The 25,411-nt window shown below is 70.1% G+C and carries 29 protein-coding genes; 10 read left to right on the top strand and 19 right to left on the bottom strand.

Translation table 11 applies throughout. The annotated features are described in order from the left end of the window. Positions 1-24: 24 nt before the first annotated feature. The 5 genes from KIK09_RS24375 to clpS all read right to left on the bottom strand — a co-directional run bounded on the left by KIK09_RS24375 (position 25) and on the right by clpS (position 2,679). Positions 25-972 (bottom strand): PLP-dependent cysteine synthase family protein, encoded by a 948-nt coding sequence (locus KIK09_RS24375; RefSeq protein ID WP_214321584.1) that lies wholly within the window; start codon positions 970-972, stop codon positions 25-27. 1 nt (position 973) lies between these two features. After that, on the bottom strand, positions 974-1,246 hold the full coding sequence (locus tag KIK09_RS24370) for a MoaD/ThiS family protein (protein ID WP_214321583.1): 273 nt from the start codon (positions 1,244-1,246) through the stop codon (positions 974-976). 136 nt (positions 1,247-1,382) lie between these two features. Further along, positions 1,383-1,784 carry a M67 family metallopeptidase gene (locus KIK09_RS24365; RefSeq protein ID WP_214321582.1) on the bottom strand — a complete coding sequence of 134 codons (402 nt, stop codon included), beginning with the start codon at positions 1,782-1,784 and terminating at the stop codon, positions 1,383-1,385. A gap of 66 nt (positions 1,785-1,850) precedes the next feature. Then, the gene (locus KIK09_RS24360) at positions 1,851-2,375 is read right to left on the bottom strand and encodes a DUF2017 domain-containing protein (protein ID WP_214321581.1); all 525 of its coding nucleotides are present in this window, start codon (positions 2,373-2,375) and stop codon (positions 1,851-1,853) included. Positions 2,376-2,385: 10 nt separating this feature from the next. Further along, positions 2,386-2,679, bottom strand: coding sequence for an ATP-dependent Clp protease adapter ClpS (gene clpS, locus KIK09_RS24355; protein ID WP_214321580.1), 294 nt, complete (start codon positions 2,677-2,679; stop codon positions 2,386-2,388). Positions 2,680-2,725: 46 nt separating this feature from the next. Here clpS and KIK09_RS24350 point away from each other — a divergent pair, with 46 nt between their 5' ends. The 3 genes from KIK09_RS24350 to KIK09_RS24340 all read left to right on the top strand — a co-directional run bounded on the left by KIK09_RS24350 (position 2,726) and on the right by KIK09_RS24340 (position 5,219). Beyond that, complete coding sequence (locus KIK09_RS24350; RefSeq protein ID WP_250573746.1) at positions 2,726-4,009, top strand: nicotinate phosphoribosyltransferase; 1,284 nt, start codon at positions 2,726-2,728, stop codon at positions 4,007-4,009. 14 nt (positions 4,010-4,023) lie between these two features. Next, the gene (locus KIK09_RS24345) at positions 4,024-4,602 is read left to right on the top strand and encodes an isochorismatase family protein (RefSeq protein ID WP_214321578.1); all 579 of its coding nucleotides are present in this window, start codon (positions 4,024-4,026) and stop codon (positions 4,600-4,602) included. A 110-nt stretch (positions 4,603-4,712) separates the two neighbouring features. Further along, a complete protein-coding gene (locus tag KIK09_RS24340) occupies positions 4,713-5,219 on the top strand; it encodes a hypothetical protein (protein WP_214321577.1) in 507 nt (168 codons plus the stop codon). 518 nt (positions 5,220-5,737) lie between these two features. Here KIK09_RS24340 and KIK09_RS24335 read toward each other — a convergent pair. The 6 genes from KIK09_RS24335 to KIK09_RS24310 all read right to left on the bottom strand — a co-directional run bounded on the left by KIK09_RS24335 (position 5,738) and on the right by KIK09_RS24310 (position 11,605). Continuing rightward, a complete protein-coding gene (locus tag KIK09_RS24335) occupies positions 5,738-7,489 on the bottom strand; it encodes a DEAD/DEAH box helicase (RefSeq protein ID WP_308164260.1) in 1,752 nt (583 codons plus the stop codon). Positions 7,490-7,682: 193 nt separating this feature from the next. Beyond that, positions 7,683-8,363: a hypothetical protein gene (locus KIK09_RS24330; protein ID WP_214321576.1), complete on the bottom strand. Its 681-nt coding sequence runs from the start codon at positions 8,361-8,363 to the stop codon at positions 7,683-7,685. Positions 8,364-8,467: 104 nt separating this feature from the next. Continuing rightward, entirely contained in the window at positions 8,468-9,853 is a 1,386-nt protein-coding gene (locus tag KIK09_RS24325; RefSeq protein ID WP_214321575.1) for an MFS transporter, read from the bottom strand. Between the two features lie 19 nt (positions 9,854-9,872). Further along, positions 9,873-10,751 (bottom strand): zinc metalloprotease, encoded by an 879-nt coding sequence (locus KIK09_RS24320; RefSeq protein WP_214321574.1) that lies wholly within the window; start codon positions 10,749-10,751, stop codon positions 9,873-9,875. Positions 10,752-10,829: 78 nt separating this feature from the next. After that, on the bottom strand, positions 10,830-11,081 hold the full coding sequence (locus KIK09_RS24315; RefSeq protein WP_214321573.1) for a DUF3039 domain-containing protein: 252 nt from the start codon (positions 11,079-11,081) through the stop codon (positions 10,830-10,832). 32 nt (positions 11,082-11,113) lie between these two features. Further along, positions 11,114-11,605, bottom strand: a complete 492-nt coding sequence (locus KIK09_RS24310; RefSeq protein WP_214321572.1) for a hypothetical protein — start codon at positions 11,603-11,605, stop codon at positions 11,114-11,116. Between the two features lie 77 nt (positions 11,606-11,682). Between KIK09_RS24310 and KIK09_RS24305 the strand changes: the two genes are divergently transcribed. Continuing rightward, positions 11,683-13,062 carry a cellulase family glycosylhydrolase gene (locus KIK09_RS24305; RefSeq protein WP_214321571.1) on the top strand — a complete coding sequence of 460 codons (1,380 nt, stop codon included), beginning with the start codon at positions 11,683-11,685 and terminating at the stop codon, positions 13,060-13,062. Positions 13,063-13,112: 50 nt separating this feature from the next. On the opposite strand, the gene KIK09_RS24300 is transcribed toward KIK09_RS24305, so the two are convergent. Beyond that, positions 13,113-14,717 carry a DHA2 family efflux MFS transporter permease subunit gene (locus KIK09_RS24300; protein WP_214321570.1) on the bottom strand — a complete coding sequence of 535 codons (1,605 nt, stop codon included), beginning with the start codon at positions 14,715-14,717 and terminating at the stop codon, positions 13,113-13,115. 148 nt (positions 14,718-14,865) lie between these two features. On the opposite strand from KIK09_RS24300, the gene KIK09_RS24295 reads away from it, so the two are divergent. Further along, positions 14,866-15,480: a TetR family transcriptional regulator gene (locus KIK09_RS24295; RefSeq protein WP_214321569.1), complete on the top strand. Its 615-nt coding sequence runs from the start codon at positions 14,866-14,868 to the stop codon at positions 15,478-15,480. Here KIK09_RS24295 and KIK09_RS24290 read toward each other — a convergent pair. Beyond that, positions 15,477-16,055, bottom strand: coding sequence for a YqgE/AlgH family protein (locus KIK09_RS24290; RefSeq protein WP_214321568.1), 579 nt, complete (start codon positions 16,053-16,055; stop codon positions 15,477-15,479). The two genes, KIK09_RS24295 and KIK09_RS24290, sit on opposite strands and share 4 nt — an antisense overlap. A 92-nt stretch (positions 16,056-16,147) precedes the next feature. Next, positions 16,148-16,345 (bottom strand): hypothetical protein, encoded by a 198-nt coding sequence (locus KIK09_RS24285; protein WP_214321567.1) that lies wholly within the window; start codon positions 16,343-16,345, stop codon positions 16,148-16,150. Here KIK09_RS24285 and KIK09_RS24280 point away from each other — a divergent pair. Beyond that, positions 16,338-16,931, top strand: a complete 594-nt coding sequence (locus KIK09_RS24280; protein ID WP_214321566.1) for a hypothetical protein — start codon at positions 16,338-16,340, stop codon at positions 16,929-16,931. The genes KIK09_RS24285 and KIK09_RS24280 overlap by 8 nt on opposite strands. Here KIK09_RS24280 and KIK09_RS24275 read toward each other — a convergent pair. Then, complete coding sequence (locus KIK09_RS24275; RefSeq protein WP_214321565.1) at positions 16,921-17,532, bottom strand: TetR/AcrR family transcriptional regulator; 612 nt, start codon at positions 17,530-17,532, stop codon at positions 16,921-16,923. The two genes, KIK09_RS24280 and KIK09_RS24275, sit on opposite strands and share 11 nt — an antisense overlap. A 69-nt stretch (positions 17,533-17,601) precedes the next feature. On the opposite strand from KIK09_RS24275, the gene KIK09_RS24270 reads away from it, so the two are divergent. Genes KIK09_RS24270 through KIK09_RS24260 form a run of 3 tightly spaced genes read left to right on the top strand, consistent with a single transcriptional unit; the run spans position 17,602 to position 20,089 of the window. Continuing rightward, complete coding sequence (locus KIK09_RS24270) at positions 17,602-18,939, top strand: MFS transporter (protein WP_214321564.1); 1,338 nt, start codon at positions 17,602-17,604, stop codon at positions 18,937-18,939. Between the two features lie 56 nt (positions 18,940-18,995). Further along, a complete protein-coding gene (locus KIK09_RS24265) occupies positions 18,996-19,184 on the top strand; it encodes a hypothetical protein (RefSeq protein ID WP_214321563.1) in 189 nt (62 codons plus the stop codon). Then, a complete protein-coding gene (locus tag KIK09_RS24260) occupies positions 19,181-20,089 on the top strand; it encodes an NAD(P)-dependent oxidoreductase (RefSeq protein WP_214321562.1) in 909 nt (302 codons plus the stop codon). Before KIK09_RS24265 ends, KIK09_RS24260 begins: the two co-directional genes overlap by 4 nt. 169 nt (positions 20,090-20,258) lie before the next feature. Here KIK09_RS24260 and KIK09_RS24255 read toward each other — a convergent pair whose 3' ends face one another. From KIK09_RS24255 to KIK09_RS24240, 4 genes are read right to left on the bottom strand one after another with little or no spacing between them, the layout of a single operon-like run. Next, on the bottom strand, positions 20,259-21,668 hold the full coding sequence (locus KIK09_RS24255) for an NAD-dependent malic enzyme (protein ID WP_214321561.1): 1,410 nt from the start codon (positions 21,666-21,668) through the stop codon (positions 20,259-20,261). 56 nt (positions 21,669-21,724) lie between these two features. Continuing rightward, complete coding sequence (locus KIK09_RS24250) at positions 21,725-22,354, bottom strand: cytidylate kinase-like family protein (RefSeq protein ID WP_214321560.1); 630 nt, start codon at positions 22,352-22,354, stop codon at positions 21,725-21,727. Between the two features lie 9 nt (positions 22,355-22,363). After that, entirely contained in the window at positions 22,364-23,299 is a 936-nt protein-coding gene (locus KIK09_RS24245) for a tetratricopeptide repeat protein (protein ID WP_214321559.1), read from the bottom strand. Positions 23,300-23,303: 4 nt separating this feature from the next. Further along, positions 23,304-23,822, bottom strand: a complete 519-nt coding sequence (locus KIK09_RS24240) for a MarR family winged helix-turn-helix transcriptional regulator (RefSeq protein ID WP_214321558.1) — start codon at positions 23,820-23,822, stop codon at positions 23,304-23,306. A 210-nt stretch (positions 23,823-24,032) separates the two neighbouring features. Between KIK09_RS24240 and KIK09_RS24235 the strand changes: the two genes are divergently transcribed. Continuing rightward, on the top strand, positions 24,033-25,388 hold the full coding sequence (locus KIK09_RS24235; RefSeq protein WP_214321557.1) for a hypothetical protein: 1,356 nt from the start codon (positions 24,033-24,035) through the stop codon (positions 25,386-25,388). Positions 25,389-25,411 lie beyond the last annotated feature (23 nt).

The following is a 25,411-nucleotide window of genomic DNA, read 5'->3' as shown; positions in this document are numbered from 1 at the left end:
CGGCGCTGAGCCTGGCCCCTTTTCTCATGCCCAGAGCTGGCCTTCGAGGCGTTCCTCGGCCTCTTCGAGAGTGCCCTCGTAGGCGCCGGTCGACAGGTACTTCCAGCCGCCGTCGGCCACCACGAACACCACGTCGGCCCGCTCGCCCGCCTTGACCGCCTTGGCGGCCACGCCGAGCGCGGCGTGCAGGGCGGCGCCGGTGGAGACCCCGGCGAAGATGCCCTCAGCGGCCAGCAGCTCCCGGGTACGGCGCAGCGCGTCGGCCGAGCCCACCGAGTAGCGGGTGGTCAGCACGCTCTCGTCGTACAGCTCGGGGATGAAGCCCTCGTCCACGTTCCGCAGGCCGTACACCAGCTCGCCGTACCGTGGCTCGGCGGCGACGATCTGCACGCCGGGGACCCGCTCGCGCAGGAAGCGGCCGACGCCCATGAGCGTGCCCGTGGTGCCGAGCCCGGCCACGAAGTGCGTGACCGTGGGCAGGTCCTCGAGGATCTCCGGGCCCGTGCCCTCGTAGTGCGAGCGCCAGTTGGCCGGGTTGCCGTACTGGTAGAGCATCACCCAGGACGGGTTGTCGGCAGCCAGGCCCTTGGCGACGCGGACCGCCTCGTTGGAGCCGCCCGCCGCGGGCGAGGAGATGATCTGCGCGCCCCACATGCGCAGCAGCTGGCGGCGCTCCTCGGAGGTGTTCTCCGGCATCACGCAGATCAGCTTGTAGCCCTTGAGCTTGGCGGACATGGCCAGCGAGATGCCGGTGTTGCCGCTGGTGGGCTCCAGGATGGTGCAGCCGGGGGTGAGCAGGCCGTCCTTCTCCGCCTGCTCGATCATCCACAGCGCGGGGCGGTCCTTGATCGACCCGGTCGGGTTGCGGTCCTCCAGCTTGGCCCAGACCCGCACGTCCTCCGACGGCGAGAGCCTGGGCAAACCGACCAGAGGGGTGCGCCCGACCGAGTCGATCAGCGAGTCGAAGCGCATGTCACCCGCCGGCGACAGCGGGAAGCACGGTCACCGTGTCGCCATCGGCGACCGGGGTGCCCAGCCCGCCGAGGAAGCGCACGTCCTCGTCGTTCAGATACACGTTGACGAACCTGCGCAGGTTACCCTGGTCGACCAGGCGCTCCTTGATGCCCGGGTGCTGGGCTTCCAGGTTGCTGATCAGCTCGTCGAGGGTGGCGCCCTCGGCGTTGACGGCCTTGGCGCCGTCGGTGTAGTTGCGCAGAATGGTCGGAATGCGAACCTCGATGGCCATCGAGCTCAGTCTCCTCGGATGAAGTCGTCCCACCGGAGCAACACCGGTGGCTGGATGCGGATTCCAGGTCAGCGACAGTCGTAGACGACGACGGCCGGGGTATGCGCGAAGAGGTAACTCTGCACCGGCCGGACCATCATGGGAGAAACCTTACCTCTTCCTCGGTAATCACCCCATCGAGGATCCGGTAGGAGCGGAACTCCGCCTTGTCCTCCTCACGGGTGGACACCAGGACGTAGTGGGCGTCGGGCTCGGAGGCGTAGGTGACGTCCGTGCGGGACGGGTACGCCTCGGTCGCCGTGTGGGAGTGGTAGATCACGACCGGGGTCTCGTCGCGGTCGTCCATCTCCCGCCACACGCGCAGCTGCTCGAGGGAGTCGAAGCGGTAGAACGTGGGCGAGCGCTCGGCGTTCTCCATCGGGACGAACCGCTCGGGCACGCCGTCGCGCCCCGCGATCACGCCGCACGCCTCGTCGGGATGGTCGGCCCTGGCATGGGCGATGATCTTGTCGGCCAGGTCCTGCGAGATGGACAGCATGCGGGGAAATTACCACCCTTGAATCGGACACTGTGCTCTGAGCGCTCTGGTAGGCCGCTCCGCGGCCTACCAGAGCGCTCGGACGAGGCTGTCCTGCAGGTAGGTGAGCCAGTCGTAGGTGACGTAGGCCGGGTATCGCGGGTCGTCCTCCGACATCGAGGCGATCTCGTCGTGGATCTCCTCGGTGACCTCCAGGCGGGTCCCCAACGCCAGCCGTACGTCGTTGAGTGAGCGCAGCCAGGCCTGGGCCTGCTCGGGCGTCAGCTCGCTGCGGCCGGCCTTGGCGGTGTCGAGCATGGTCTGGGCGTCGGCCCGCTTGCCGTCGCGCAGCGTCGCCTCGGTGTAGCGGCGGAAATCGGCCGCCTCGTCGGCGTCCTGGTAGGCCGCGGGGAACAGGCGGGCCAGCACCGGATCCGACGGCGCCTCGGCCGCGCCGATGCCCAGCGCCCGCTCCAGCGGGTCCTCGCTGGTCTGGCCCGGGGTGATCAGGCCGAGCACCTGGGTGACGAGCGAACGCAGGATCGACACCTCGGCGGGCTCGAACTCCGCCACCACGCCGCCGCCCCTGCGAGCGGAGAATCCGGAGCTCACCGGTGCCGCCTCATTTGATCGAGTCCGACTGGAGCGTCGCCCACAGGCCGTAGGAGTGAAGAATCTGCACATCGCGTTCCATTTCTTCACGCGTGCCGGATGAGACGACGGCCTTGCCCTTGCGGTGGACGTCCAGCATGAGCTTCTCGGCCTTCTCCTTCGTGTAGCCGAAGACCGTTTGGAAGACATAGGTCACATACGACATGAGGTTGACCGGGTCATTCCAAACGATGGTCACCCATGGCAGATCGGGCCGGACGTCCGCTGATGGACGCTCGACGGCGATTGGAGCGGTGCTACCCACATCCCCGAGTCTGCCCTATCTGGGCCGTAGTCTTCGAGTCGTGACTATGCCCATGAGCACTGCGTTGCTCACAGATCACTATGAGCTGACGATGTTGCAGGCCGCGCTGCGCAGTGGCGCCGCTCACCGGCGCGCGGTTTTCGAGGTATTCGCCCGGCATCTCCCCGGCGGGCGTCGCTACGGGGTTGTCGCTGGTACGGGACGTGTCCTGGAGGAGATACAACGCTTCCGCTTCGGTGACGAGGAGCTGACCTTCCTGCGGGAGAACCACGTGGTCGACGAGGCGACCCTGGCGTTTCTCGCCGATTACCGCTTTTCCGGGAATGTGTACGGCTACCGCGAGGGCGATCTCTACTTCCCCGCCTCCCCCATCCTGGTCGTGGAGGGCACCTTCGCCGAGGCCGTGCTCCTGGAGACCCTCATTCTGTCCACGCTGAACCACGACTGCGCCATCGCCTCGGCCGCCTCCCGGATGGTCAACGCGGCGGGCAAGCGGCCGCTGATCGAGATGGGGTCGCGACGCACCCACGAGTGGGCCGCCGTGGCCGCCGCCAGAGCCGCCTACATCTCCGGGTTCTCCTCCAGCTCGAACCTGATGGCCGGGCACCGCTACGGCGTGCCCACGGCCGGCACCGCGGCGCACGCGTTCACGCTGCTGCACGACTCCGAGCGGGCCGCCTTCCAGGCCCAGGTGGACTCGCTCGGCCCGGAGACGACGCTGCTCGTCGACACCTACGACGTGCCCGAGGCCGTACGGACCGCGGTCGAGCTGGTGGGCCCCACGCTCGGCGCGGTCAGGATCGACTCCGGCGACCTGGCGGCCGCCGCCCAGGAGGTGCGCGAGCAACTCGACGCGCTCGGCGCCTTCAAGACCCGCATCCTGGTCACCTCCGACCTGGACGAGTACGCCATCGCCGCGCTGGCGGCCGCCCCCGTTGACGCCTACGGGGTGGGCACCTCGCTGGTCACCGGGTCGGGAGTGCCGACCGCCGCGCTGGTCTACAAGCTGGTGGCCCGCGAGTCGGCCGGCGGCAAGCTGGAGCCGGTGGCCAAGCGGTCGGTCGGCAAGCCCTCCAGGGGCGGGCGCAAGCAGGCCTACCGGCTGCGCGACGAGGCCGGCCACTGGGACACCGAGCTGATCACCACGTCCGGGCTGGAGCCCGAGGGCGGGGAGCCGCTGCTGCACCCGATGGTCGTCGAGGGCGAGGTGGTCGGCGCCGAGTCGCTGGAGGCGGCCAGGGACCGGCACCGCCAGGTGGTCGCCCAGCTGCCGCTCGAGGCGTTGCACCTGGGCAGGGGGTATGCGGCGCTCCCCACGGAGTTCGCCTGACGTATCGTGCTGGTATGGGCAGCGCGCTGATCATCGTTGACGTGCAGAACGACTTCTGCGAAGGCGGCAGCCTGCCGGTGGCGGGCGGCTCGGAGGTCGCGGCGGCGATCACCAGACACGTGGCCGACCACGGCTACTCCCATGTGGTGGCCACCCGCGACTACCACGTCGACCCGGGGGAGCACTTCTCCGACACGCCCAACTACGCCACCAGCTGGCCCGCGCACTGCGTGGCCGGCACGCCCGGGGCGGACTTCCACCCGGCCTTCGACGTGTCGGCGGTGGAGGAGGTCTTCAGCAAGGGCTCCGGCAAGGCGGCCTACAGCGGCTTCGAGGGCACCTCGGGCGACGGGGTGCCGCTGGCCCAGTGGCTGAACGAGCGCGGCGTCCACGAGGTGGACATCGTGGGCATCGCCACGGACCACTGCGTCCGGGCCACCGCGCTCGACGCGGTCACGCACGGGCTCGCCGTACGGGTGCTGCTCGACCTGACGGCCGGGGTGGCGCGGCAGACCACGCAGGCGGCGATCGCGGAGCTCGTCGCCGCGGGGGCGACCCTGAAGGGGGCGCCGGTGGTGCGACCCGCCGAGTAGCGTACACAGTGCGTCACGCTGAGTTCATGTGATATCCAAGACAGCGACAGCTCTCCGGAGTGGAGCTAGTACGGAGAGTCACATGTCTCAGTCCACGTATGGGGTCCTTCATGCTCGCCTACTCGCTCGGCCTTGCCTGGTTGCTCCTCGCCCCGTTCAGCCTCTGGGTCCTCGTCCGGGGTCGTAACCTCGCCAGGATCGGCGCGTTGGCCACGCTCGCCCTGCTCGAGGGCGGCACGATCATGCTCGACGCCGCCCACAAGGCCGACCTGGGCCCCGCCGTCGTCGCCCACGACGTCATCCCGCCGACGCCCAAGGCCTGCGCGGAGCGCATGCCGGTGCCTTCCGAGGCCCGCGTCCACGACGGGCTCACGCTGTCCTGGCCCGCCGCGCCCGACGAGTGCGACACGGCCAAGGTCGTCCTGCGCCACAACGGCCACCGGCTGCGCGTCTGGGTCCACGAGGGCCCCCTCCAGGGCACCCACTCAGGAGTCCAAACCCTCCCGGTCCACGTCACCTCCGGCTCAGCCACCCTCCACGTGCCGCTCGACCTACCTCCCAAACACCACTACCAGCCCATAGACGGCCGGTCCGGCCACCGCATCCCCCGCTCCTAACCCCTCAAGCACGGCAAGCCCCAACCGCGCCACTCCCAACCCCACACCCCTCGACCACCCGCCACCACATTCCTGACCACCGCCACGATCCTTGGCCACCCGCCGTACAGGGCGCCGACAATCACCAACCCGCGCCCCCGCCGACCCGGCGCCTGCGTGGCCGCGCTACAACGCCACCGGGCGATCCCTGACGCCCGGTCCTTGGACACCCGCCGTACAGGGCGCCGAGCATCGCCGACCCACGTCCCACCGACCCGGCGCCTGGAAGGCGCGCTACGACGCCGGCGGGCTATCACTGACGCCTGGGGGACGGACGACCTTCCCTGCGCGTCCCGGCGTCCCGCCCCTGGGCACTCCCCGCACGCTCCTTGACCACCGTGGCCACGATCCCTGGACGCCCGCCGTACAAGGCGCCACGGTCCCTGGATGTCCGCCGTACGAGGTGCTGTGGGCGGCCTAGCTGGGTAGCGGGCGGTTCCCGCATGCTTCTTGGCGGGGCGACGTTGCTTGGGGTGGGGTTAGCGGCGGGTGGTGGCCCAGGTGCGGATTTTGTTGATGCGGTCCTGGATCTGGTCGGCGGTGGCCTGGGCGATGGGGGGGCCGCCGCAGGCGCGGCGTAGTTCCGAGTGGATCACGCCGTGGGGTTGGCCGGTGCGGTGGTTCCAGGCGCCGACGAGGCCGTTGAGTTCGCGGCGGAGTTCGGCGATCTGCTCGTGGGGAGCCAGGCGCTCGGCGGGCTCCGCGGCGGCGGTCTTGCGTTTGGCCGCCTGCTGGTCGGACTGGCGCTTGCGGAGCAGGGTGGCCACCTGGTCGGGCTCCAGCAGGCCGGGCAGGCCGAGGAAGTCCTCCTCCTCGGCCGAGCCGACCTCGGCGCCGGTGCCGAACTCGCCGCCGTCGAACAGGACGCGGTCGAAGGTGGCCGAGGTCTCCATCGTCTCGAAGGGCAACTCGTCGCCGAGGACGTCGGGGTTGTCCTTCTGCCTGTTGGCCTGCTCGAGCAGGCTGTCGTCGAGGCCGTCCTCCGGCGGGCGCTTGTTGAGGACGTGGTCGCGCTCGACCTCCATCTCGTTGGCCAGGCCCATGAGGGTCGGCACCGAGGGCAGGAAGACCGAGGCGGTCTCGCCGCGCTTGCGGGCCCGCACGAAGCGGCCCACGGCCTGGGCGAAGAACAGCGGGGTCGAGGTGGAGGTGGCGTAGACGCCGACGCACAGCCGGGGGATGTCGACGCCCTCGGAGACCATGCGGACCGCGACCAGCCAGCGGTCTTCCGAGGCGGCGAAGTGCTTGATCTTCTTGGACGCGCCGGGGTCGTCGGAGAGCACGACCGTGGCGCCCTCGCCGGTGATGTTGCGCAGGTGGCGGGCGTAGGCGCGGGCGGTCTCGTGGTCGGTGGCGATGACCAGGCCGCCGGCGTCGGGGACGCCCCGCCGTACCTCTGTCAGGCGCCGGTCGGCGGCCTGCATGACCTGGCGGATCCAGTCACCCTTGGGGTCGAGCGCGGCGCGCCAGGCCTGGGAGAGCTGGTCCTTGGTCAGCGGCGTGCCGAGCGTGGCGGCGATCTCGTCGCCGGCGCGCGTGCGCCACTTCATCTCGCCGGAGTAGGCCAGGAAGATGACCGGGCGGACGACTCCGTCGGACAGGGCCGGGCCGTAGCCGTAGGAGTAGTCGGAGATGCTGCGCTTGAAGCCCTCCTCGTCCTCCTCGTAGCCGACGAAGGGGATCGGGTTGTCGTCGGAGCGGAAGGGCGTGCCGGTGAGCTGCAGGCGCCTGGCGGCGGGCTCGAAGGCCTCGCGCACGCCGTCGCCCCAGGACTTGGCGTCGCCCGCGTGGTGGATCTCGTCGAAGATGACCAGCGTCTTGCGGGCCTCCGTGCGCGCCCTGTGCAGCGCGGGGTGCATGGCGACCTGGGCGTAGGTGACGGCGACGCCGAGGTAGTCGCGCGAGGTGGCGCCCTGGCTGTTCTTGAACTCGGGGTCGATGCCGATGCCGACACGGGCGGCGGCGTCGGCCCACTGGCGCTTGAGGTGCTCGGTGGGCGTCACGATGGTGATCGCCCTGATCACGCCGTTGGCCAGCAGCTCGCTGGCGATGCGCAGGGCGTAGGTGGTCTTGCCCGCGCCGGGGGTCGCGACGGTGAGGAAGTCGCGCGGCTCGCGCCTGAAGTACTGATCGAACGCTTCCTGCTGCCAGGCCCGGAGCTTGGGCGCGGTGCCCCACGCTGCTCGGTCGGGGTATGAGGGCGACAGGTGGGATGCGGCGAAGGTGCTCACAGGCCAGCCTCGCTACGCTCGCCAGCCCGTGAACGCCATGCGCAGCGGTTGATGGTTCGCTCGCTACGCTCGCTCACGAGCGTCACCTCCGAGGTTCGAGTGCTCACAGTGTCACAAGAGTAATCGGGGGCACTGACAAGACGTGCCGAGCGACGGGAATCCTGGCCAAGGTCATCCTCAGGTGGTAAGTGGCTTATCGCACGCTCGTCATGAGCGTGTCCAGCGCCTGTCTGGCCGCCGGGTCCTCGGGTTGGAGCAGCCCGACCAGCAGCACGCCGCCTGTCGGCCGGGTGAGAAGTGTCACTCGCAGATAGGCGGGACGGTTCACCACGTCCTGGTACTCGGCGCGCAGCGCCCTGGTGTGTCCCTGCGGGGTGGCCCTGTCCTCGACGATCGTCACCCGGTCGCCCTTGAGCAGCAGCCTGGAGTACAGCTCCGAGGCGTCGAACACGGCCTGCTTGGCGTCGGCCACCTGCTCCAGCGGCCTGGCCATCACCAGCGCGGATCCCGACCTGACCACCGAGGTGAACCCGGTGACGGGCGGCACCGCGCCCCGCTCCCACCCGGGAGGCAGCGCGATCGTCACCCCGGCCAGCGAGTCGACCACCTGCCCGCTGACGGGCTCGGGCCTGGCCAGCCGCAGCACGAGCACGACCGCCCCGGCGACCAGCCCGGAGGCCACCATCAGCGCGAACACGGCCCCGATCCGGCGCTTCCACCTGCGGCCGCCGATCCGCCGGGTGATCCCGGGATCGGCGGGGGTGCCGTGGATCCGCGCCGACGGAGGCAGCGCCTCCCACGACCGCTCGGCCGTGCGCCTCAGCGTCGGGTTCCACGGTTCGCCGGGAGGCCAGACACGATGATCACCCTCCATGACACCTCCCTGCCCGCTGTCCTATCACTCCGGAGAGCGGGCTTCCGGGAATCCGTGATCGCTGTGGCGCAGGAGGAAGAAAAGGCCATCCCGTACGGCGAGCCCTACCGCGTGCGCGGCGCCAGCACGGTCCCGGCCAGCGCGACGGACGCCATGACACAGGTGATGACGACGAACCCGGTGGCGATCTGGGCGGGCGCGTGACCGATGACGTTGATGAGCGCGCCACCGACGCCCACGGCGACGGCCGAGCCCAGCATGTCCGTTACCGACAGCGCGGCCGAGTTGGCCCCCTGCTCGTTGACCGGCGACTGCTTGAGCGCGGTGACGTTGACCGTGGTCATCCCCATCCCCATGCCGAACCCGGCGACGATCCAGGCGGGCACCGCCACCCATCCGGTGACCCCGGGCAGCACCGACAGCAGTGACAGCAGGATCCCGGTCATCACGCAGGCGATGCCGAGCCTGATGCGCCGGTGCGGCTCCGCCGTACGCCTGCTCTGCAGGAACGACCCGGTGGACCAGCCGAGCGCCCCGGTGGTCAGCGCGATGCCCGCGGTCCTGGGGTCGAAGCCCTTGACCGTCTGGAGCGCGAGCGGGATGTACATGTTCACCCCGAAGAACGCGGCGGAGAACACGCCCCGCATCATGACCGTGGTCGGCAGCCCGCGCCGGAACCGCAGCGCGCCCGGCGGGAGCAGCCTGGCCAGGCCGTACCCGAGCAGCCCGAGTCCCGCCACGACCTCGATCACGCCCACCACGGTCTCGCGGTGCAGGAGGTCGACGCCGTACAGCAGGACGGCGGCGCCGAAGGCGGCCGAGGTGGCGGCCAGGGTCATCGCCAGCGGCCGGGACCGTGGCCCGTCACCGGGGGTGGCGTCCTCCGTGGGCTTCTTGCCCAGCGCCGGGACCAGCATGACCAGCGCGGGCACCACCAGCGGGATGATCCCGAAGAACACCCACCGCCAGCCCACCGCGGTGGCGACGAACCCGGCGACGGCGGGCCCCACCATCGCGGGCACCACCCAGGCGGCCGACAGCGCGGCGAAGACCTTGGGCCGCGCCTCGGGCGGGTAGACCCGCGCGATCATGACGTAGAGCGCCACGATCGTGAACCCGGCGCCCAGCCCCTGAACCGTCCTGGCGAGCAGGAACATCTCCTTGCCGGCGGCGGCCCCCGCCAGGCCCATGCCGGTGACGAACAGCACCACGCCGAGCAGGAACGGCAGGCCGTACCCGCGCCGGTCGGCCCACAGCCCGGAAACGACGTTGGCGAACAGGCTCGCGATGAGGAAGACCGAGAAGCTCAGCCCGTACACGCTGTCGGCGTGCAGTTCGCTGGAGACGGCGGGCATCACGACGCTGACCGACATGCCCTCGAAGGCGATCAGCGTGACGACGAGCAGGATGCCGATGGTGGCCGTGCGGTAGGCCGGGCCGAAGATGCGCGGCGGTTCGTATGTAGCGTCGATGGTCTTCGGTGCTGTCACTCACACATCGTAGTAGCTGTCACAAATCGTTTTCAGCCCGGTAGGCCGCCCACATCTCCCGCAAGCGCACCCCCTGACCGGCGGTGAAGCCCGACATGCAGCGGTCGTGGGAGTAGTCCATGAAGTTGTGCACCGGGTCCGCGCCGCCCCCCGGGCAGGTGTCCTTGTCCACCGGGCAGCCCTGGGTGGCGGACGCCTCGGGCGGGGTGTCGTCGATGCCGTCGCCGGGCGGCCGGCAGCCGTTCTCGAAGGTGTGGAACAGGCCGAGCCAGTGGCCGATCTCGTGCACGGCCGTGTAGCCGCGGTTGAAGTCGCTCCGGGCGCCGCCAGGCAGCGTGCGCCAGTCGACCACCACGCCGTCCAGGCCAGGGGCGTCGTGGTACCAGTACGGGTAGGTGGAGAAGCCCAGCACGAGCTCGCTGAGCTGGGCGACGAAGAGGTTGAGCGTCTCAGGGCCGCCGACGCGCAGCTTGGCCTTCATGGCGGTCTCGTTGGTCAGCGGGTCGGTGAACCACTCCGCGTCGGTGGTGACGTCCACGCCGTCCAGACGGAAGCTGACGCCGGTGTCGGCGCCGCCGTAACGCCCGCCGTACGCGGCGTTGAGGGTGTCGATCTGGGCCTTGACCGCCTCGTCGGAGGCACGGTGGGGGCCGTCGGTGATGACGTGGACCCGGGTGGGCACGGTGACCGTGCGGGGCGTCGAGGTGCCCGTCAGGCGCCTGGCCAGTTCGGCGAGCACGCCGGTGACCTGGCTGGGCTCCGGCGAGTCGGGCTCGACGCCGCGCGGGCTGCGGACTGCTCCCCTGAGGCAGCCCGAGGCGGCCACCGGACGGGGCGGCGCGAAGGGCCAGGCTGCGAGCAGGCATACCAACAAGACGGCGGTCGCGCGCCGGGCCATGCGGTCCCCCGATCCGGCATGAGCTGGTCAGTAGTCCTGACCGTAGCCCCACCGGAGGCGATCAGCCGTGATCAACACTCACTGGTTGTCATCGCCGTTGTTCTCGGGCAGGCCCTCGTAGATCTCCTTGCATTCCGGGCAGACCGGGTACTTCTTCGGGTCGCGGCTGGGCACCCAGACCTTGCCACACAGGGCGCGGATCGGCGTGCCGGTCACCATGCTCTCGGTGATCTTGTGCTTGTCCGCGTAGTGCGCGAACCGCTCGTGATCACCGTCGCCGTGCGAAACCTGCGGGATGGTTTCCTGCTCTGGCAGGATCTTCGTGCTCACCCTGCCAATTCTATTCGCGCGGGCACCCGCCCTCAGCCCCCACTCGCCACGGGTGTACGGCCGGCGTCCTGGCCCGTCCGGGTACGGCGGGCCAGCGCGGCCAGCCCCGGGATCCAGCCGAGCGCGACCCCCCACACCAGTCCGGCGAGCAGCCCGCCCGCCAGGTAGGCGCCGTAGGCGCCGATCCCCGCGCCACTGGACTCCAGGAAGAGCACCGCCGCCCGCAGCAGGGCCGCGACCAGGGTGCCGAGCAGGAAGGCGCCCCAGGTCCGCCAGAACCCGCCCTTGGCCGCCGCCACGAACAAGACCAGCACCAGCGCCGCCACGCTCTCGCCGAGCATGGCCATCCAGGTCGTCTCGCCCAGCGGGACCACGCGCAGCCCCGGCAGGCCGTACGGCAGGCCGACGGCGGAGGGGACGGCCAGGTAGCCCACCCGGGTCACGAGCGCGGCGCCGAACAGCCCGAAGGCCAGCACCATCACCAACGTGACGATCGCGGGAAGGCCATTGCGAACAAGGCTCATGTTCGGCAGGCTAGCGGCGACCACGATTCTGGCGGAAGACCCGGTTTCGGGAACCCCCTCTGAAGGCCGGAGATCATATGAAGCTCGCGCGGTTCATCGCTGTTGGTCTGGTGCTGGCCTTTTTGACAGGGGCCGGGGTCGTCGCGTGGACTCGCGATACGCCCGGGGACGGGGTGCCGTACGTCACCGACAGCCGGGGCAGGGCGCTGATCCTGCGCGGGTTCAACACCTCGAGCAGCGCCAAGAGCACGCCTGACGCGCTGCCCGAGTTCACCGAGGCGGACCTGCAGCGCGAGTACGGGGACATGGGCACGAACTTCGTCCGCTTCCTCATCCAGTGGCGCGCGGTCGAGCCCACCCCGGGCACCTATGACACGAAATATCTGGACAAGGTGGCGGAGCGGGTCGGCTGGTACGCCAAGCGCGGCTACCACGTGATGCTCGACATGCACCAGGACCTGTGGGGCTCGGGGATCACCCCGGAGGGCGGGGCTGGCAACGGCGCCCCCGGCTGGGCCACCCACCTGGACGGCCTGCCGGTCGCCACCGACCAGCCCACCTGGGAGATGTACTACCTGGAGCCCGGCGTCATCCGCGCCTTCGACCACTTCTGGAACACCACGGGCGACCATCCGGAGCTGATGGACCACTACGCCGGAGCGTGGAAGGCGGTCGCGGCCCGCTTCAAGGACGAGCCGGCCGTGCTCGGCTACGACCTGATGAACGAGCCGTGGGGCGGCTCGGTCCAGGGCGCCGCGTTCGAGTCGGGCCCGCTGGCCGAGCTGTACCGCCGGTGCATCGCCCAGATCAGGTCGGTCGACGACGACTCGTGGATCTTCCTCGAGCCGCAGGCGGTCGGCGCGAACTGGGGCCTGCCCTCGGCGCTCCCCCACTTCGACGACCCGCGCCCGGGCCCGCCCATGATCGGCTTCGCCCCGCACCTCTACCCGCTCCCGCTTGACCTGGGCGACGACTACACCGCGGGGTCGAAGGAGTGGACGGACCGCACGATGGGCTGGTGGCGCGACAACACGCTGCGCACGGCCCGGCGGATCGGCGGCCCGGTGATCCTGGGCGAGTTCGGGTTGGACATGACCAGGCCGGGCGCGGCCGACCTGGTGAACAGGGTGCAGGACCTGGGGCTGAGCATGTCCTACTGGTCCCGCGACCCCGGCGCCTGGGGTCCCTACGACGACAAGGGCAAGCCCACCCCGCTGGTCGCCATCTACAACCGGGCCTACCCGCGGGCCATCGGCGGCGTCCCCAGGAAGATCTCCTACGGTGACAGGTCGCTCACCGTCGTCTTCGACGCCAACGAGACGGGCCCGAGCGAGTTCTACCTGCCCAACGGCGGCACGGCCTCGGAGGGCGAGTCGACCTGGGATCCGTCCCGTCACATCCTGACCGTCAAGACCAAGACGACGGGCATCGTCACCCTCACGATCACCCTGAAATAGCAGTACGGCTCCCGCCTACGCGAGAGCCGTACTCGAGCGCGTACGAGCCGTCAGCCGACGTGGACCTGGACGCCCTCGGACTTGCGGCCGGCCTTGACGAACAGGGCCAGGACCGCGGTGAGCAGGGCGATGCCGGTGCTGATCAGGAAGGCCACGTGCATGCCGTCCATGAACGAGTTGTGCACCGCGTTGGTGACCGCCGGGGCGATCTGGGCGGGCAGGCCGTCGGGCGCCTTGCCGAACGCGGCGGCCTTCTCCAGCAGGGTGATCTTGTCCGCCGGGATGGCCTTGGCCACGGGGCCGAGGTAGCCGGAGAACTTGTCGGAGATCACGCTGGCCATCACCGCGCCCAGGATGGCGGTGCCGAGCGCGCCGCCCACCTGCATCGCCGACTGCTGCACGCCGCCGGCCACGCCGCTGAGCTCGACCGGCGCGTTGCCCACGATGATCTCCGTGGCGCCCACGAACACCGGCGACAGGCCGAAGGCCAGCAGCAGGAACGGCAGCCCGGTGGCGAAGAACGAGGCGTCGATGGTCAGCTGCGACATCAGGAACATCGAGGCCGCGGTGATCACCAGGCCGACGGCCATCGTGACCTTCGCTCCGACCTTGCCGATCATCATGCCCGCCAGCGGCGAGGCCACGATCATGCCCGCGGACATCGGCAGCATGCGCAGACCGGCGTTGAGCGGGGAGAGCCCGTGCACGCCCTGGAAGAAGAAGCCCAGGAAGAACATGGCGCCGAACATCGCGAACGCCACCATCATCATCAGCACGGTGCCGATCGAGATCGACGGGTTGCGGAACAGCGTCAGCGGCACCAGCGGCTGCCTGGCCTTGCTCTGCCAGGCGATGAACAGGACGATCAGCACGGCGAAGCCGGCCAGGAAGCCGAGCGTCTTGGTGTCGCCCCAGCCCCACGCGGGCGCCTTGATGATCGTCCAGATCAGCGCGAACATCGCGCCGGACAGCAGCACCACGCCCAGCCAGTCGATCCTGGCCAGCGTCGCGGCGCGGTTCTCCTTGATGATCACGATGCCCATGATCAGCGCGACGAGGCCGACGGGGGCGTTGATGAAGAAGACGGACTCCCAGCTGACCTTCTCCACCAGCAGGCCGCCGACGATCGGGCCCGCGGCGCTGGACAGGCCGATGATCGCGCCCCAGGCGCCCATGGCCTGGTTGAGCTTCTCACCGGGGAAGGCCCCGCGCAGCAGCGCGAGCGCGGCGGGCTGGAGCAGCGCGCCGAACAGGCCCTGCAGCACGCGCAGGGCGATCAGGGCGCCGATCGGCGAGATGAAGGAGAAGACGTCGGCCAGTTGCTGGCTGAGGCCGATGCCCACCGACGACAGCGCGAATCCCGCGACGCCGATCAGGAAGACCCGCTTGTGCCCGAAGAGGTCACCCAGCTTGCCGGCGGTGATCAAGAAGACGGCGAGCGCCAGCAGATAGCCGCTGGTCACCCACTGCAGGTCCGACAGCGAGGCGCCGAGCTGCCTGCCGATGACCGGGTTGGCGATACCCACCACGGTGCCGTCGAGCATCACCATGATGACGCCGAGACATACGGCCAGCAGGGTCAGCCACGGGTTGCCCCCGCTCTTGGTCCCCCCTTCGGCTGACAACGGTGCGTCCACCGTTCTGGCGTGCGCCATTGGTGCCCCCTCAGTACGTGCCGCCCCATACAGGGGCATAGTTCACTTAAGCCTCAGGTAACTTATGTCAGACGCTGCCAGATGACAAACCAGTTTTATTGGGCGCAGAATGACTTATGGCAGAGTGTGACAGGAAGGTTTCGAGGGAGTGACGGCAGTGGGTCTGCGGGAACGCAAGAAGGAGAAGACGCGCCTCGCCTTGCTCGACGCGGCGCTCGACCTGTTCCTCGAACAAGGTTACGACTCGACCACGGTCGACCAGATAGCGGGGGCCGTCGACGTGTCCCCGCGCACGTTCTTCCGCTACTTCACCAGCAAGGACCACCTCGTCTTCTGGTTTCACGACCACGGCGAGGAGATCATGCTGGAGACGTTGCGCAGCCGCCCCACGGATGAGCCCCCGTTCACGTCGATGGCGCACGCGCTGCGGGCGGTGCTGCGCGACATGGAGGGATCAACGGACGAGGACACCGCGAGATTCCTGAAGTTGCGGGAGTTGCTGGAGAAGAATCCGCAGCTGGTCGGGATGTCGGTCGCGCGTGGTGCGCAGACCGAGCGCCACCTCGCCGAGGAGATCTCCGCCCGCCGCGGGGTCGAGGCCACCGATCAGAAGACCCTGCTGATCGTCACGTTCGCGATGGCCACCATGCGGGTGGGCTTCGAATGCCCGCCGGAGGTGGACAACCTGCACCAGATCGTCCGGCGCATGGAGCAGACGCTGGAGCTGGCCGAGGCGTCGCTGAAACCGGGCTGGGACCTCTAGTTCAACGTCGGGTCGTCAGGGCAGGTGGCCACGAAGGCCAGCTCGCCCGGCTGGCGGCGGAGCACGTGCCGCCACAGCACACCCGGATCGGTGTGAAAAGTATCACCCACCTCGGATTCGACCACGTACCACGCGCCCTCCGCGATCTCGCTCTCCAACTGTCCCGAGGTCCAGCCCGCGTAACCGGCGAAGATCCGCATCTGCGCGATCTCGCCCTGCAGGATCTCCGGCGGCGCGTCCAGGTCCACCGTGCCCAGCCTGCTCACCGCGGGGGTCCCGGCATGCAGGCGGCGCCAGCCGAGCGGCTCCTCTCCGCTAGGCACCGCGGCCAGGGCCAGCGCGCTGTCGGTCTGCACGGGCCCGCCCTCGAACAGCACCGAGGGGCCCGTCACCAACGGGTCCCACACGGGCAGCACCTGGGTCACCGCGATCTCGCTCGGCCTGTTCAGCACAACACCGAGGGTGCCGCCGTCGATGTCGTGCTCGAGGATCAGCACGACGCTACGCCGGAAGTTGGGGTCGTCGAGAAGCGGAGTGGCCACAAGAAGACCGCCGACGTAGATCGCTTCCGCCATACATCCATCATGAGGGGTGAACCCCGCATCCCGCTCCCCCGGGTTCGCGATGTTACTTTCTGTAGCTAAATGGGCACTGTACGTACCAAAGATCACGCTCCGGCGCAGCACGGGAGTAGCACGATGAAGTCCGCCACCCGCCTTGCCCTTTTTGGTTTGCCGCTGGGTGCGGCGCTTCTTCTCCCCGCCACCGCGAAGGCCTGGCCTTGGCCGAACCACGACAACCAGTCGCCGCTGAGCGTCAGGCTGGGCAGCTTCAGCTGCGGCGACGGCAGGATCATCGTGAGCATCACCAACACCGGCGACCCTGCCAGACCCGACACCTACATCCTCAAGGCCGACAAGCAGGTCATCGACACCCAGCAGCTGGACCCGGGCGACGACCCCTCCAGGGAGGTGGTGCGCCTGTCGCGCGGCGAGTCGGTGCAGATCTCGGTGTTCTCCGAGCTCACCAACTCGCAGATCTTCTTCAAACAGGTCGGCGCCCGCTGTGGCGGCGGCGGCTGGAACGGTGGTGGTGGTTGGAATCGCGGCGGCTGGAACGGCGGCAGCTGCAACGGCTGGAACAACCACGGGGGCAACTGCGACAACGGCGGAGGCTACAACGGCGGAGGCTGCAACGGCTGGACCAACCACGGAGGTAACTGCGGCAACGGCTGCGACAACGGCCAGTGGCACCGTGGCTGCGGCGGCCGCCTGCCGTTCACCGGTCCGCCCGCCGACCTGTGGGGCAAGGTGGCCACCGCGGGCGGGCTCATGCTGACCGGCGGCATCGTGTGGTGGTACGGCTCGATCTGGCCGCGCCAGACCTACGACGGCGCGATCACGGCCGGCCGTACCAGGTCGCGCAGGCGCTGGCCCAACCTCAAGATCTGAACGCGCCCGCGCGCGCCGCGGCCAGCACCCGGTCGGCCGCATGTACGGCGAGCGTCTCGTTCACCGGTTCCCTGGTGACGACGAGCCGGTAGTAGAGCGGGGCGGAGATCGCCCTGATCACCTCGGGGCCGTCGGTGCCGGGAGGCAGTTCGCCGCGTTCGACGGCCAGGTCGACCACGCGCGCCCACTCCGTGATGCGGCGGAGGTAGAAGGCGTTGAGCGCGTCCGCGGCCTGCTGGTCGCAGGTGGCGGCGGCGATGACCGCCTGGAGCGTGGCGCCCAGTCGCAGGTCGGTGATGGCGCCCAGCACGTTGGTCGCGTTGGCCCGCAGGTCGTCCTCGATCGAGCCGGTGTCGGCGTGCGCCGCCGACTGGTCGGCCAGGTCGTTCATCAGGTCGGTGACCAGGCCGGCCGTACTCCCCCAGCGCCGGTAGACGGTGGTCTTGCCCACACCCGCCTTGGCCGCCACCTGGTCCATGGTCAGGCCGTGGAATCCGTGCTCCACCAGCTCGTCCTGGGTGGCCTCGAGCACCGCCGCGCGGACGCGGGCGGTCCGGCCGCCTGGACGCACCATGCCAGCCAAACGGGTCTCTTGTTCCATTAGCGCTCCTCCTGTGTTACCTTCGATTCACATCCTAACGGAACTGCTGACCCATTAAGAAGGTTGACCATGACCACGATGGCACTCACGGCCACGCGGATGACCGCGCGGCAACGGATGGTGCTCGTCCTGCTGCTCGGCTCGCAGTTCATGCTGGCCGTCGACTTCTCGATACTGAACGTGGCCCTGCCCGTGATCGGCTCGGGGCTCGGCTTCGCGCTGGCCGACCTGCAGTGGGTGGCCACGGCGTTCGCGCTGGCCGCCGCCGGGTTCACGCTGCTGTTCGGGCGGATCGCCGACCTGTTCGGGCGGCGCCGCCTGTTCCTGGCGGGGATGGCGCTGCTCGGGCTGTCCTCGCTGGCGGGCGGCCTGGCCCCCTCGCCGGGGATCCTGCTGGTGGCCCGGGTGTCGCAGGGGCTCGCGACGGCGATCGTGACACCGGCGGGGCTGTCGTTGCTGACCACCTCGTTCCCGGAGGGTCCGCTGCGGGCCAGGGCGCTGGGACTGAACGGGGCGCTGATGTCGGCCGGGTTCACCTCCGGCGCCATCCTGGGCGGGCTGCTGACCGAGCTGCTGAGCTGGCGGTGGGCGTTCTTCATCAACGTTCCCGTGGCGCTGGCCGTACTGCTCGCCACTCCCTCGCTGCTGGCGGAGAGCAGGCCCGACAGCAGGCCGCAGATGGACGTGCCGGGCGCCGTGACGGTGACCGCGGGGCTGCTCGCGCTGGTCTACGGCCTGAGCAGGGCCTCGCTGGTGGGGCTGGCCGCGGGCGCGGTGCTGCTGGTGGTGTTCTGGTTCGTGGAACGACGGGCCGAGGCGCCCCTGGTCCCGGTGGGGATCCTGGCCAGGCGCAGCGTGAAGTGGGGCAACCTGGCGGGGCTGATCGCGTTCGCGACCGAGACGTCGCTGGTCTTCCTGATGACGCTCTACCTGCAGGAGGTGCTGGGCTACTCGGCGCTGGCCACCGGGCTTGCCTTCGGCGTGCTGGGGCTCGGCACCGTCCTCGGCGGGACCGTGGCACCCCGGGTGCTCGGGCGGCTGGGCACCCGGCGGGCGCTGGTCGCGGGCTTCACCGTCCAGGCCCTGGCCACGGCGTCGCTGGCGCTGCTCGGCACCTCACCCGGATGGATCTGGCTGCTGCTGGTTGCGACCTTCGTCGGCGGCGTGGGCAACATGGTGGCGATCGTCGGGTTCATGGTGACCGCCACGTCCGGGCTGCCGGACTCCGAGCAGGGGCTGGCCACCGGGCTGGCCACGATGACGCAGCAGGTGGGGATCACGATGGGGATCCCCGTCATGAGCGGGGTCGTCACGGCGGCGATGGGCTCGGTGCTGCAGGGCGTGATCGTCGCGGTGCTGGTGAACGCCGCGCTGACACTGGTCGGGGCGATCACGAGGAAGGGCTGACCCGACCTCGGCTGACGGGCAGATTGGGACATGACAGCCCTGGAAAGGAACCCCTCATGCGGCACGACCCGGTCGCCAGGCAGGCGCTGGACGAGCTGCACGCGGAACTGCTGCTCGGCACCGGCGACGTCGTCCGCACCTCGCGCGACGGCGGGCTCACGGTCGCGTGGTCGCTCACCTGGCGGGAGCAGCGCGAGGCCGGGGTGCGGCCGGTCATCGCGCAATCGGGGAGAGAACTGTCATGAACGTGGGCTGGATCGGCACCGGACGGATGGGCCTGGCCATGGCCGCGCGCCTGGCCAGAGCGGGGGTGGAGCTCACCGCGTGGAACCGGACACGGGCCAAGGCCGAGCCGCTGCTTGCCGAGGGCGCCTCGGTGGCCGGTGAGATCGCCGACCTGCGCGGTCAGGACGTGGTCTTCACGATGGTCTCGGCCTCCCAGGACCTGGAGGAGGTGCTGCGCGCCCTGCTCGACGGCGCGGAACGCGTGCCGCGGGTCGTGGTCGACTGCTCGACGGTGTCGCTCGAGGCCTCCGCGCGGATGCGGGAGCTCTGCGCCGACAGGGGCGTGGACTTCCTGGCCGCGCCCGTCAGCGGCAACGCCAAGGTGGTCGAGGCGGGCGGGCTGAGCCTGGTCGTGTCGGGACCGCGGGAGGCCTACGACCGGGTGTCGCACCTGCTGGAGATCATCGGCAGGGCGGTGACGTACGCCGGCGAGGGAGACCGCGCCCGGCTGGTGAAGATCGCGCACAACCTGATGCTCGGCGTGGTGACCCAGTGCCTGGCGGAGATCACCGTGCTGGCGGAGAAGGGCGGGGTGCCGCGCCACGCGTTCCTGGAGTTCCTCAACAACAGCGTGATGGGCTCGGCCTTCACCCGCTACAAGACCCCGGCGTTCGTGAACCTCGACTACACGCCGACGTTCACGCCTGTGCTCCTGCGCAAGGACTTCGACCTGGGACTGGCCGCGGCGCGCGAGCTGGGCGTGCCGATGCCGGTGGCGGCGCTCACGGCGCAGCTGGTGCAGGCGGGCATCGGCACGGGGCGGGTGGAGGAGGACTTCGCGATCCTGCTCGACCTGCAGGCCGCCGCCTCGGGGCTGGTGCTCGAGCCGGAGAACGTGGCGGTCGACGACGGGCTGGCGCGCTAACGCCCCCGACCGAGGAGGCGGGGCCGGGGTGCCACGGTCACGGGCGTCGTAACGGCGCGAAACCCCGCATCACCGGAGGAGCGTCACCCTGGACAGAGCCCGGCCCTGTGCGGCGGGTGGCGGTGGGGCGGCCTGCCGTACGAGCTGAAGCTCTTGATGAAAGAGAAGATCACGCCTCGGTGAAGCCGCGGGCGCGGCCGCCGGCGGACTCGCGGACGGCGGCGGCGACCGCGCCGGCCACGTCGGGGTGGAAGACGCTGGGGATGATGTAGTTGGGGCCGAGCTCCTCCGGCGCGACGACCGAGGCGAGGGCGTGGGCGGCGGCCAGCAGCATCTCCTGCGTCACCCCGTCGGCCTGCGCGTCGAGCAGGCCGCGGAAGACGCCGGGGAAGGCCAGCACGTTGTTGATCTGGTTGGGGTAGTCCGAGCGCCCGGTGGCCACGACGGCGGCGTGCTCGCGGGCGTCGTCGGGCGAGACCTCGGGCTCCGGGTTGGCCAGGGCGAAGACGACCGCGTCCTTGGCCATGGTGGCGATGTCGTCGCCGGTGAGGATGCCGGGCGCCGAGACGCCCACGAACACGTCGGCGTCCTTGACCGCGCCGCGCAGGTCGCCGGAGTAGCCCTCGGCGTTGGTGTGCTCGGCGATCCACCGCAGCGACTCGTCCAGGTCGTCACGGCCGCTGTGGACGGCGCCCAGGTAGTCGCAGACGATGACGTTGCGCGCCCCGGCGGCGAGCAGCAGGCGCAGGACGGCGTTGCCCGCGGCGCCCGCACCGGCCATGGTGATCTTGACGGAGTCGATCGGCTTGCCGACGACCCGCAGCGCGTTGGTGAGGGCGGCCAGCACGCAGATGGCCGTGCCGTGCTGGTCGTCGTGGAAGACGGGGATGTCGAGCAGCTCGCGCAGCCGCCGCTCCACCTCGAAGCAGCGCGGCGCCCCGATGTCCTCCAGGTTGATGCCGCCGAACCCGGGCGCGATGATCTGGACGGTGCGTACGATCTCGTCCACGTCCTGCGTGTCGAGGCAGATCGGCCAGGCGTCGATGCCGGCGAAGCGTTTGAACAGCGCCGCCTTGCCCTCCATGACGGGCAGCGCGGCCTCCGGCCCGATGTTGCCCAGGCCCAGTACGGCGGAGCCGTCGGTGACCACGGCGACCGAGTTGCGCTTGATGGTCAGGCGGCGCGCGTCCTCCTTGTTGCGCGCGATGGCCATCGAGACGCGGGCCACACCGGGCGTGTAGGCCATCGACAGCTCGTCGCGGTTGCGCAGCGGCACCTTCGACTTCATCTCGATCTTGCCGCCGAGGTGCATGAGGAAGGTCCGGTCGGAGACCTTGTGGATGACCACGCCGTCGACGGCCTCGAGCTGATCGACGATCTGCTGCGCGTGATCGGTGTCGCGGGCCGCGCAGGTGACGTCGATGCGAAGCTTCTCGTGGCCCGCGTTGGTGACGTCGAGGGCGGTGACCACCCCTCCTGCCGACTCAACGGCGTGGGTGAGCTGGCTGACGGCCTTGCCGCCAGCGGGCACCTCGAGCCGCACAGTGATGGAGTACGACACACTCGGGACGGTCGCCACGTCATTCGCTCCTTCGCGCCTGACCAAGAAGTACCCCTATGGTAGGGGGCCTGCGGTCAGTCCAGCGCCTCGGCCGCGATGACGATCAGGTCGACGCACGTCTGCACCGGGATCGTGGTGCTGTCGATCGTCAGCTGGTACTGGCACGGCTCGGCCGGATCGGCCCGGTAGAAGTGCCGCACATACGCGGTGCGGGCACGGTCGTTGTCCTCGATGATGCGGCGCGCCTCACGCTCGCTGACCTCGTTGAACTCGGCCGTCTGGCGGACCCTGCGCTCCAGCGGGCCGTCGAGGCGGACATGCAGGGCGCCGGGGTGGTCGCGCAGCACGATGGCGCCCGCCCTGCCCAGGAACACCCCGCCCTGGGTGCGCGCCATCTCCGTGAGCATGCGTTCGGTGCGTCTGACGAACTCCTCGGGCGGCAGCGGCAGCGTTCCCGGCACGTACATGTCGACGCCGCCGAAGGTGACGGTCGGCAGGCGCATGGCGCCCGACAACAGCCTGCCGAGGCCGTGCTCCGCACGGTCGTCGTGGACCAGGGCCTCCTCCAGCGTGCAGCCCAGCTCCTGGGCCACCGCGCTGGGGATGGCGCGGTCGACAAAGGGAACGTCCAGCCGTTCGGCGACGGCCGGGCCGATGTGGCTGCCGGCCGTGCCGTAGGTCGCCGAGATCGTGACGACGCGCATGCCCTCAGATTAGAACAAAGCGCTCGACAAAGCTCTACGTGCTTTCGCCAGCGAAGGGTCTTCCGCGGGCAGCGCCTCGAACAGCCCGAGCAGGTGCTTCCTGACCTTGTCGCGGTCGTCGCCCGAGGTGCGCTTGACCACGCCGACGAGCCGCTCGAACGCCTCGTCCACGTTGCCGGAGAGCATCTCCAGGTCGGCGGCCAGCAGCTGGGCGTCCAGGTCGGACGGGTCCTGCAGGCGGCGCTGCACGTCGGCGGGGTCGACCTGGCCGGTGCGCTTGATCAGGCCGACGCCGGCCAGACCCATGCGCGCGTCCTCGTTGCCAGGACTACGGGCCAGCAGCCGCTCGTAGGCGGCCTCCGCCGCGTCGAGGTCACCCTTGTCGATGGCCTCCTCGGCGGCCAGCAGGTCGGGGTCGACAGGCGGCTGGGCCTGCACGTCGGGCCCCGCCTCGCCGGTGTCGGCCGGGCGGATGTCGGGGTTGGCCTCGTAGAACTGCTCGACGGCGGCCATCAGCTCGTCCAGCCAGCGGGCGACCTCCTGCTCGGGCAGCACCTGCTGGAAGCCGGTGACGGCCTGACCCTGGAAGATGGCCAGGACGGTGGGCACCGCCTGCACCCGCAGCGCCTGCGCGATCTGCGGGCTGGCGTCGACGTTGACCTTGGCCAGCACGACTCTGCCGGCGAGGCCGCCGACCACCTTTTCCAGGATCGGGCTCAGCTGGGCGCTGCCGGGCGCCCGGGGAGACCAGAGGTCCAGCACCACGGGCACGGTCATCGAACGGTCGATGACGTCGGCGGTGAACGTCTCCTCGGTCACCTCGACGACTGACGCCGACGACTGGGGTCCGGCGGACCCCCGCCGGGCCTGCGCCTCGAGTGCCTGCTTACGCGCGCCCAGATCAATGGCCCCGTAGAGCGATCCGGGCCTAGTGAAGTCGGCCATGCCCTCAATCTTGCCGCATCTCGGCTCCTGGGAAGTCACCCGCCGCCACTCGTAGCGTGCGCAGGAGCTGGAACATGCTCGCCAGCTCGCCCTCGTCGTACATCGTCATGCCGAAGTCGGCGCCCATCAGGTCCGCCGTGGCCTGCCGTACGACGGCTCTGCCCGCGTCGGTGATCTCGGCGAGCACGCCGCGGCCGTCGTCGGGGTTGGGCATGCGGCGCACGTAACCGGACCTCTCCAGCCGGTCGACCGTGTTGGTGACGCTGGTCGGGTGGACCATGAGGCGTTCACCGATCTTCCACAGCGGCAGCCTGCCGGTTCTGCTGAAGGTCAACAACACCAGCGCCTCATATCTGGCGAAGGTCAAGTCGTATGGCTTCAGGAGCGAGTCAAGTTGCGACAGCAGGATCTGGTGCGCTCTCATGATCGAGGTAACGGCGGCCATGGCGGAAGAGGGACCGAAGTGAACACGCCAGGTCTCTGCGGCGCGCTCGATGGGATCGAACGGCAAATTGAGCGACACAGCGCTACCGTAGCGCGCCGCTCGTCCAGGTTCGTCTGGTTACTCTCAGCGATCGAATTCACCGCTTGACCAAGAATGCAGACGCCAATCGTCACGCTCAGTTATGGTTCTCGCATCAAATGGTGACGCGGAAACAAAGTGGGGACTGATCGTTTTCCGCGTCGCCTTCGGGGCACGGGGGGTGCTTGATGGACTTCATCGGGGTGACGCGTGCGTGAGCACGCGGGGGTGACGCGCGAGGAGCTGAAGCAGAGCGCGGCCGTGACGGTCGCCGTGCTGCTGGCCCTCGGCCTGGTCGCGGCCTGGAGCGTGCTCATCCCCGGCGTGGACGCCTGGGAGAACATCGTGGCCGCGGTGCTCGGCTCGCTCCGGATGACCGGGCCCGTCGCGGCGGCCTTCGCCGCGTGGGTGGCGATCCGCAAGCGCAGGGCGCTGCGCGGCCGTTCGATGTCGGCCCTGCGCGCGCTGAAGGCGCCGCTGGCGATCGTGCTGGTGGTGGTGGGCTCGTTCGGCGCCACGGTACTGGTGCTGGCGGTCAAGACCGTGATCACCGAGCAGTCGGGGCGGCTCAGCGTGTCCGGGCTCGGCATGGGCATGGCGGGTCTCGCGCTCTACTCGGTGATCGGGTGGGTGGCCGGATGGCTGGTGCCGCGCGTGATGACGCCGCCGCTGGCCGGGCTGGCCTGCTACGGGCTGTTCACCTGGCTGGCCGAGCGGGAGACCTGGGCCGACAAGCTGGCGCCAGGCACCGGCGAGCCGTACGACCTGTTCCAGGGGTTGAGCGGGGCGACGTTCACCGACCAGACGATCTGGCTGTCGGGGATCGCGGGGGCGCTGCTGCTCGGCTGGGCGGCCCTGGTCACCCGGCAGGCGCTGGCGCTGGCGTGCGCGCTGCTCGCCGTGCTGGCCGCGGGCGCCGGGGTGGCGCGGCTGCTGAGCGAGCCGAAGCCGGCCGCGGCGCAGGAGATCGCCTACGCCTGCCAGGACTGGCCGATCACGGTGTGCGTGCATCCCGGCATGCGGGCCGGGCTCACCGAGCTGGGCGCCGCGTTCACCAGCATCGCCTCGCGCCTGGCGGGCACGCCCGCGGCCTTCACCCGGGTCGAGCAGCGCCCGCTTGACGACCAGCTCGACCACACCGCGGGGCTGGCGCAGATCCACCTGCCCGACCTGTCGGCCGGGTTCGCCGACAAGGCGGCCTACGAGTACGTCGAGTCGCTGACCCCTCAGTGCACCGACACGACCGCCGCCGGCTACCGGGAGATCGTGCTGGCGTGGCTGCGCGGGGAGCCGCTTCCCGGCGGGCCGCTGCCCGAGCACCAGTACGCCGCGGCCTGGTTCTCCGGGCTCAGCGAGCACCAGCGGCGCGAGTGGCTGCGCATGTTCTACCGCGACTTCCAGGCGTGCAAGCTGTCCAGCAGCCACTTCGGCGGCGGCCCGTCGCGGGCGGCCGCGCCGGTGCGGCCCTCGCCCGACGCCACGCAGGTCTACCCGGTCTACCCGGACCCCGCCGTGGAGCCCACATCCGGTTGGGGATCGGAGATGTCACCAAACAGCTGGCACTGATGATCGGCGGGCGGGTAGTCAAG

The sequence above is a fragment of the Nonomuraea sediminis genome (assembly GCF_018531495.1).
In the GTDB taxonomy this organism is placed as follows: domain Bacteria; phylum Actinomycetota; class Actinomycetes; order Streptosporangiales; family Streptosporangiaceae; genus Nonomuraea; species Nonomuraea sediminis.
The sequence above is the reverse complement of the archived record's forward strand: the minus strand, read 5'-3'. Positions and strand labels throughout refer to the sequence as shown.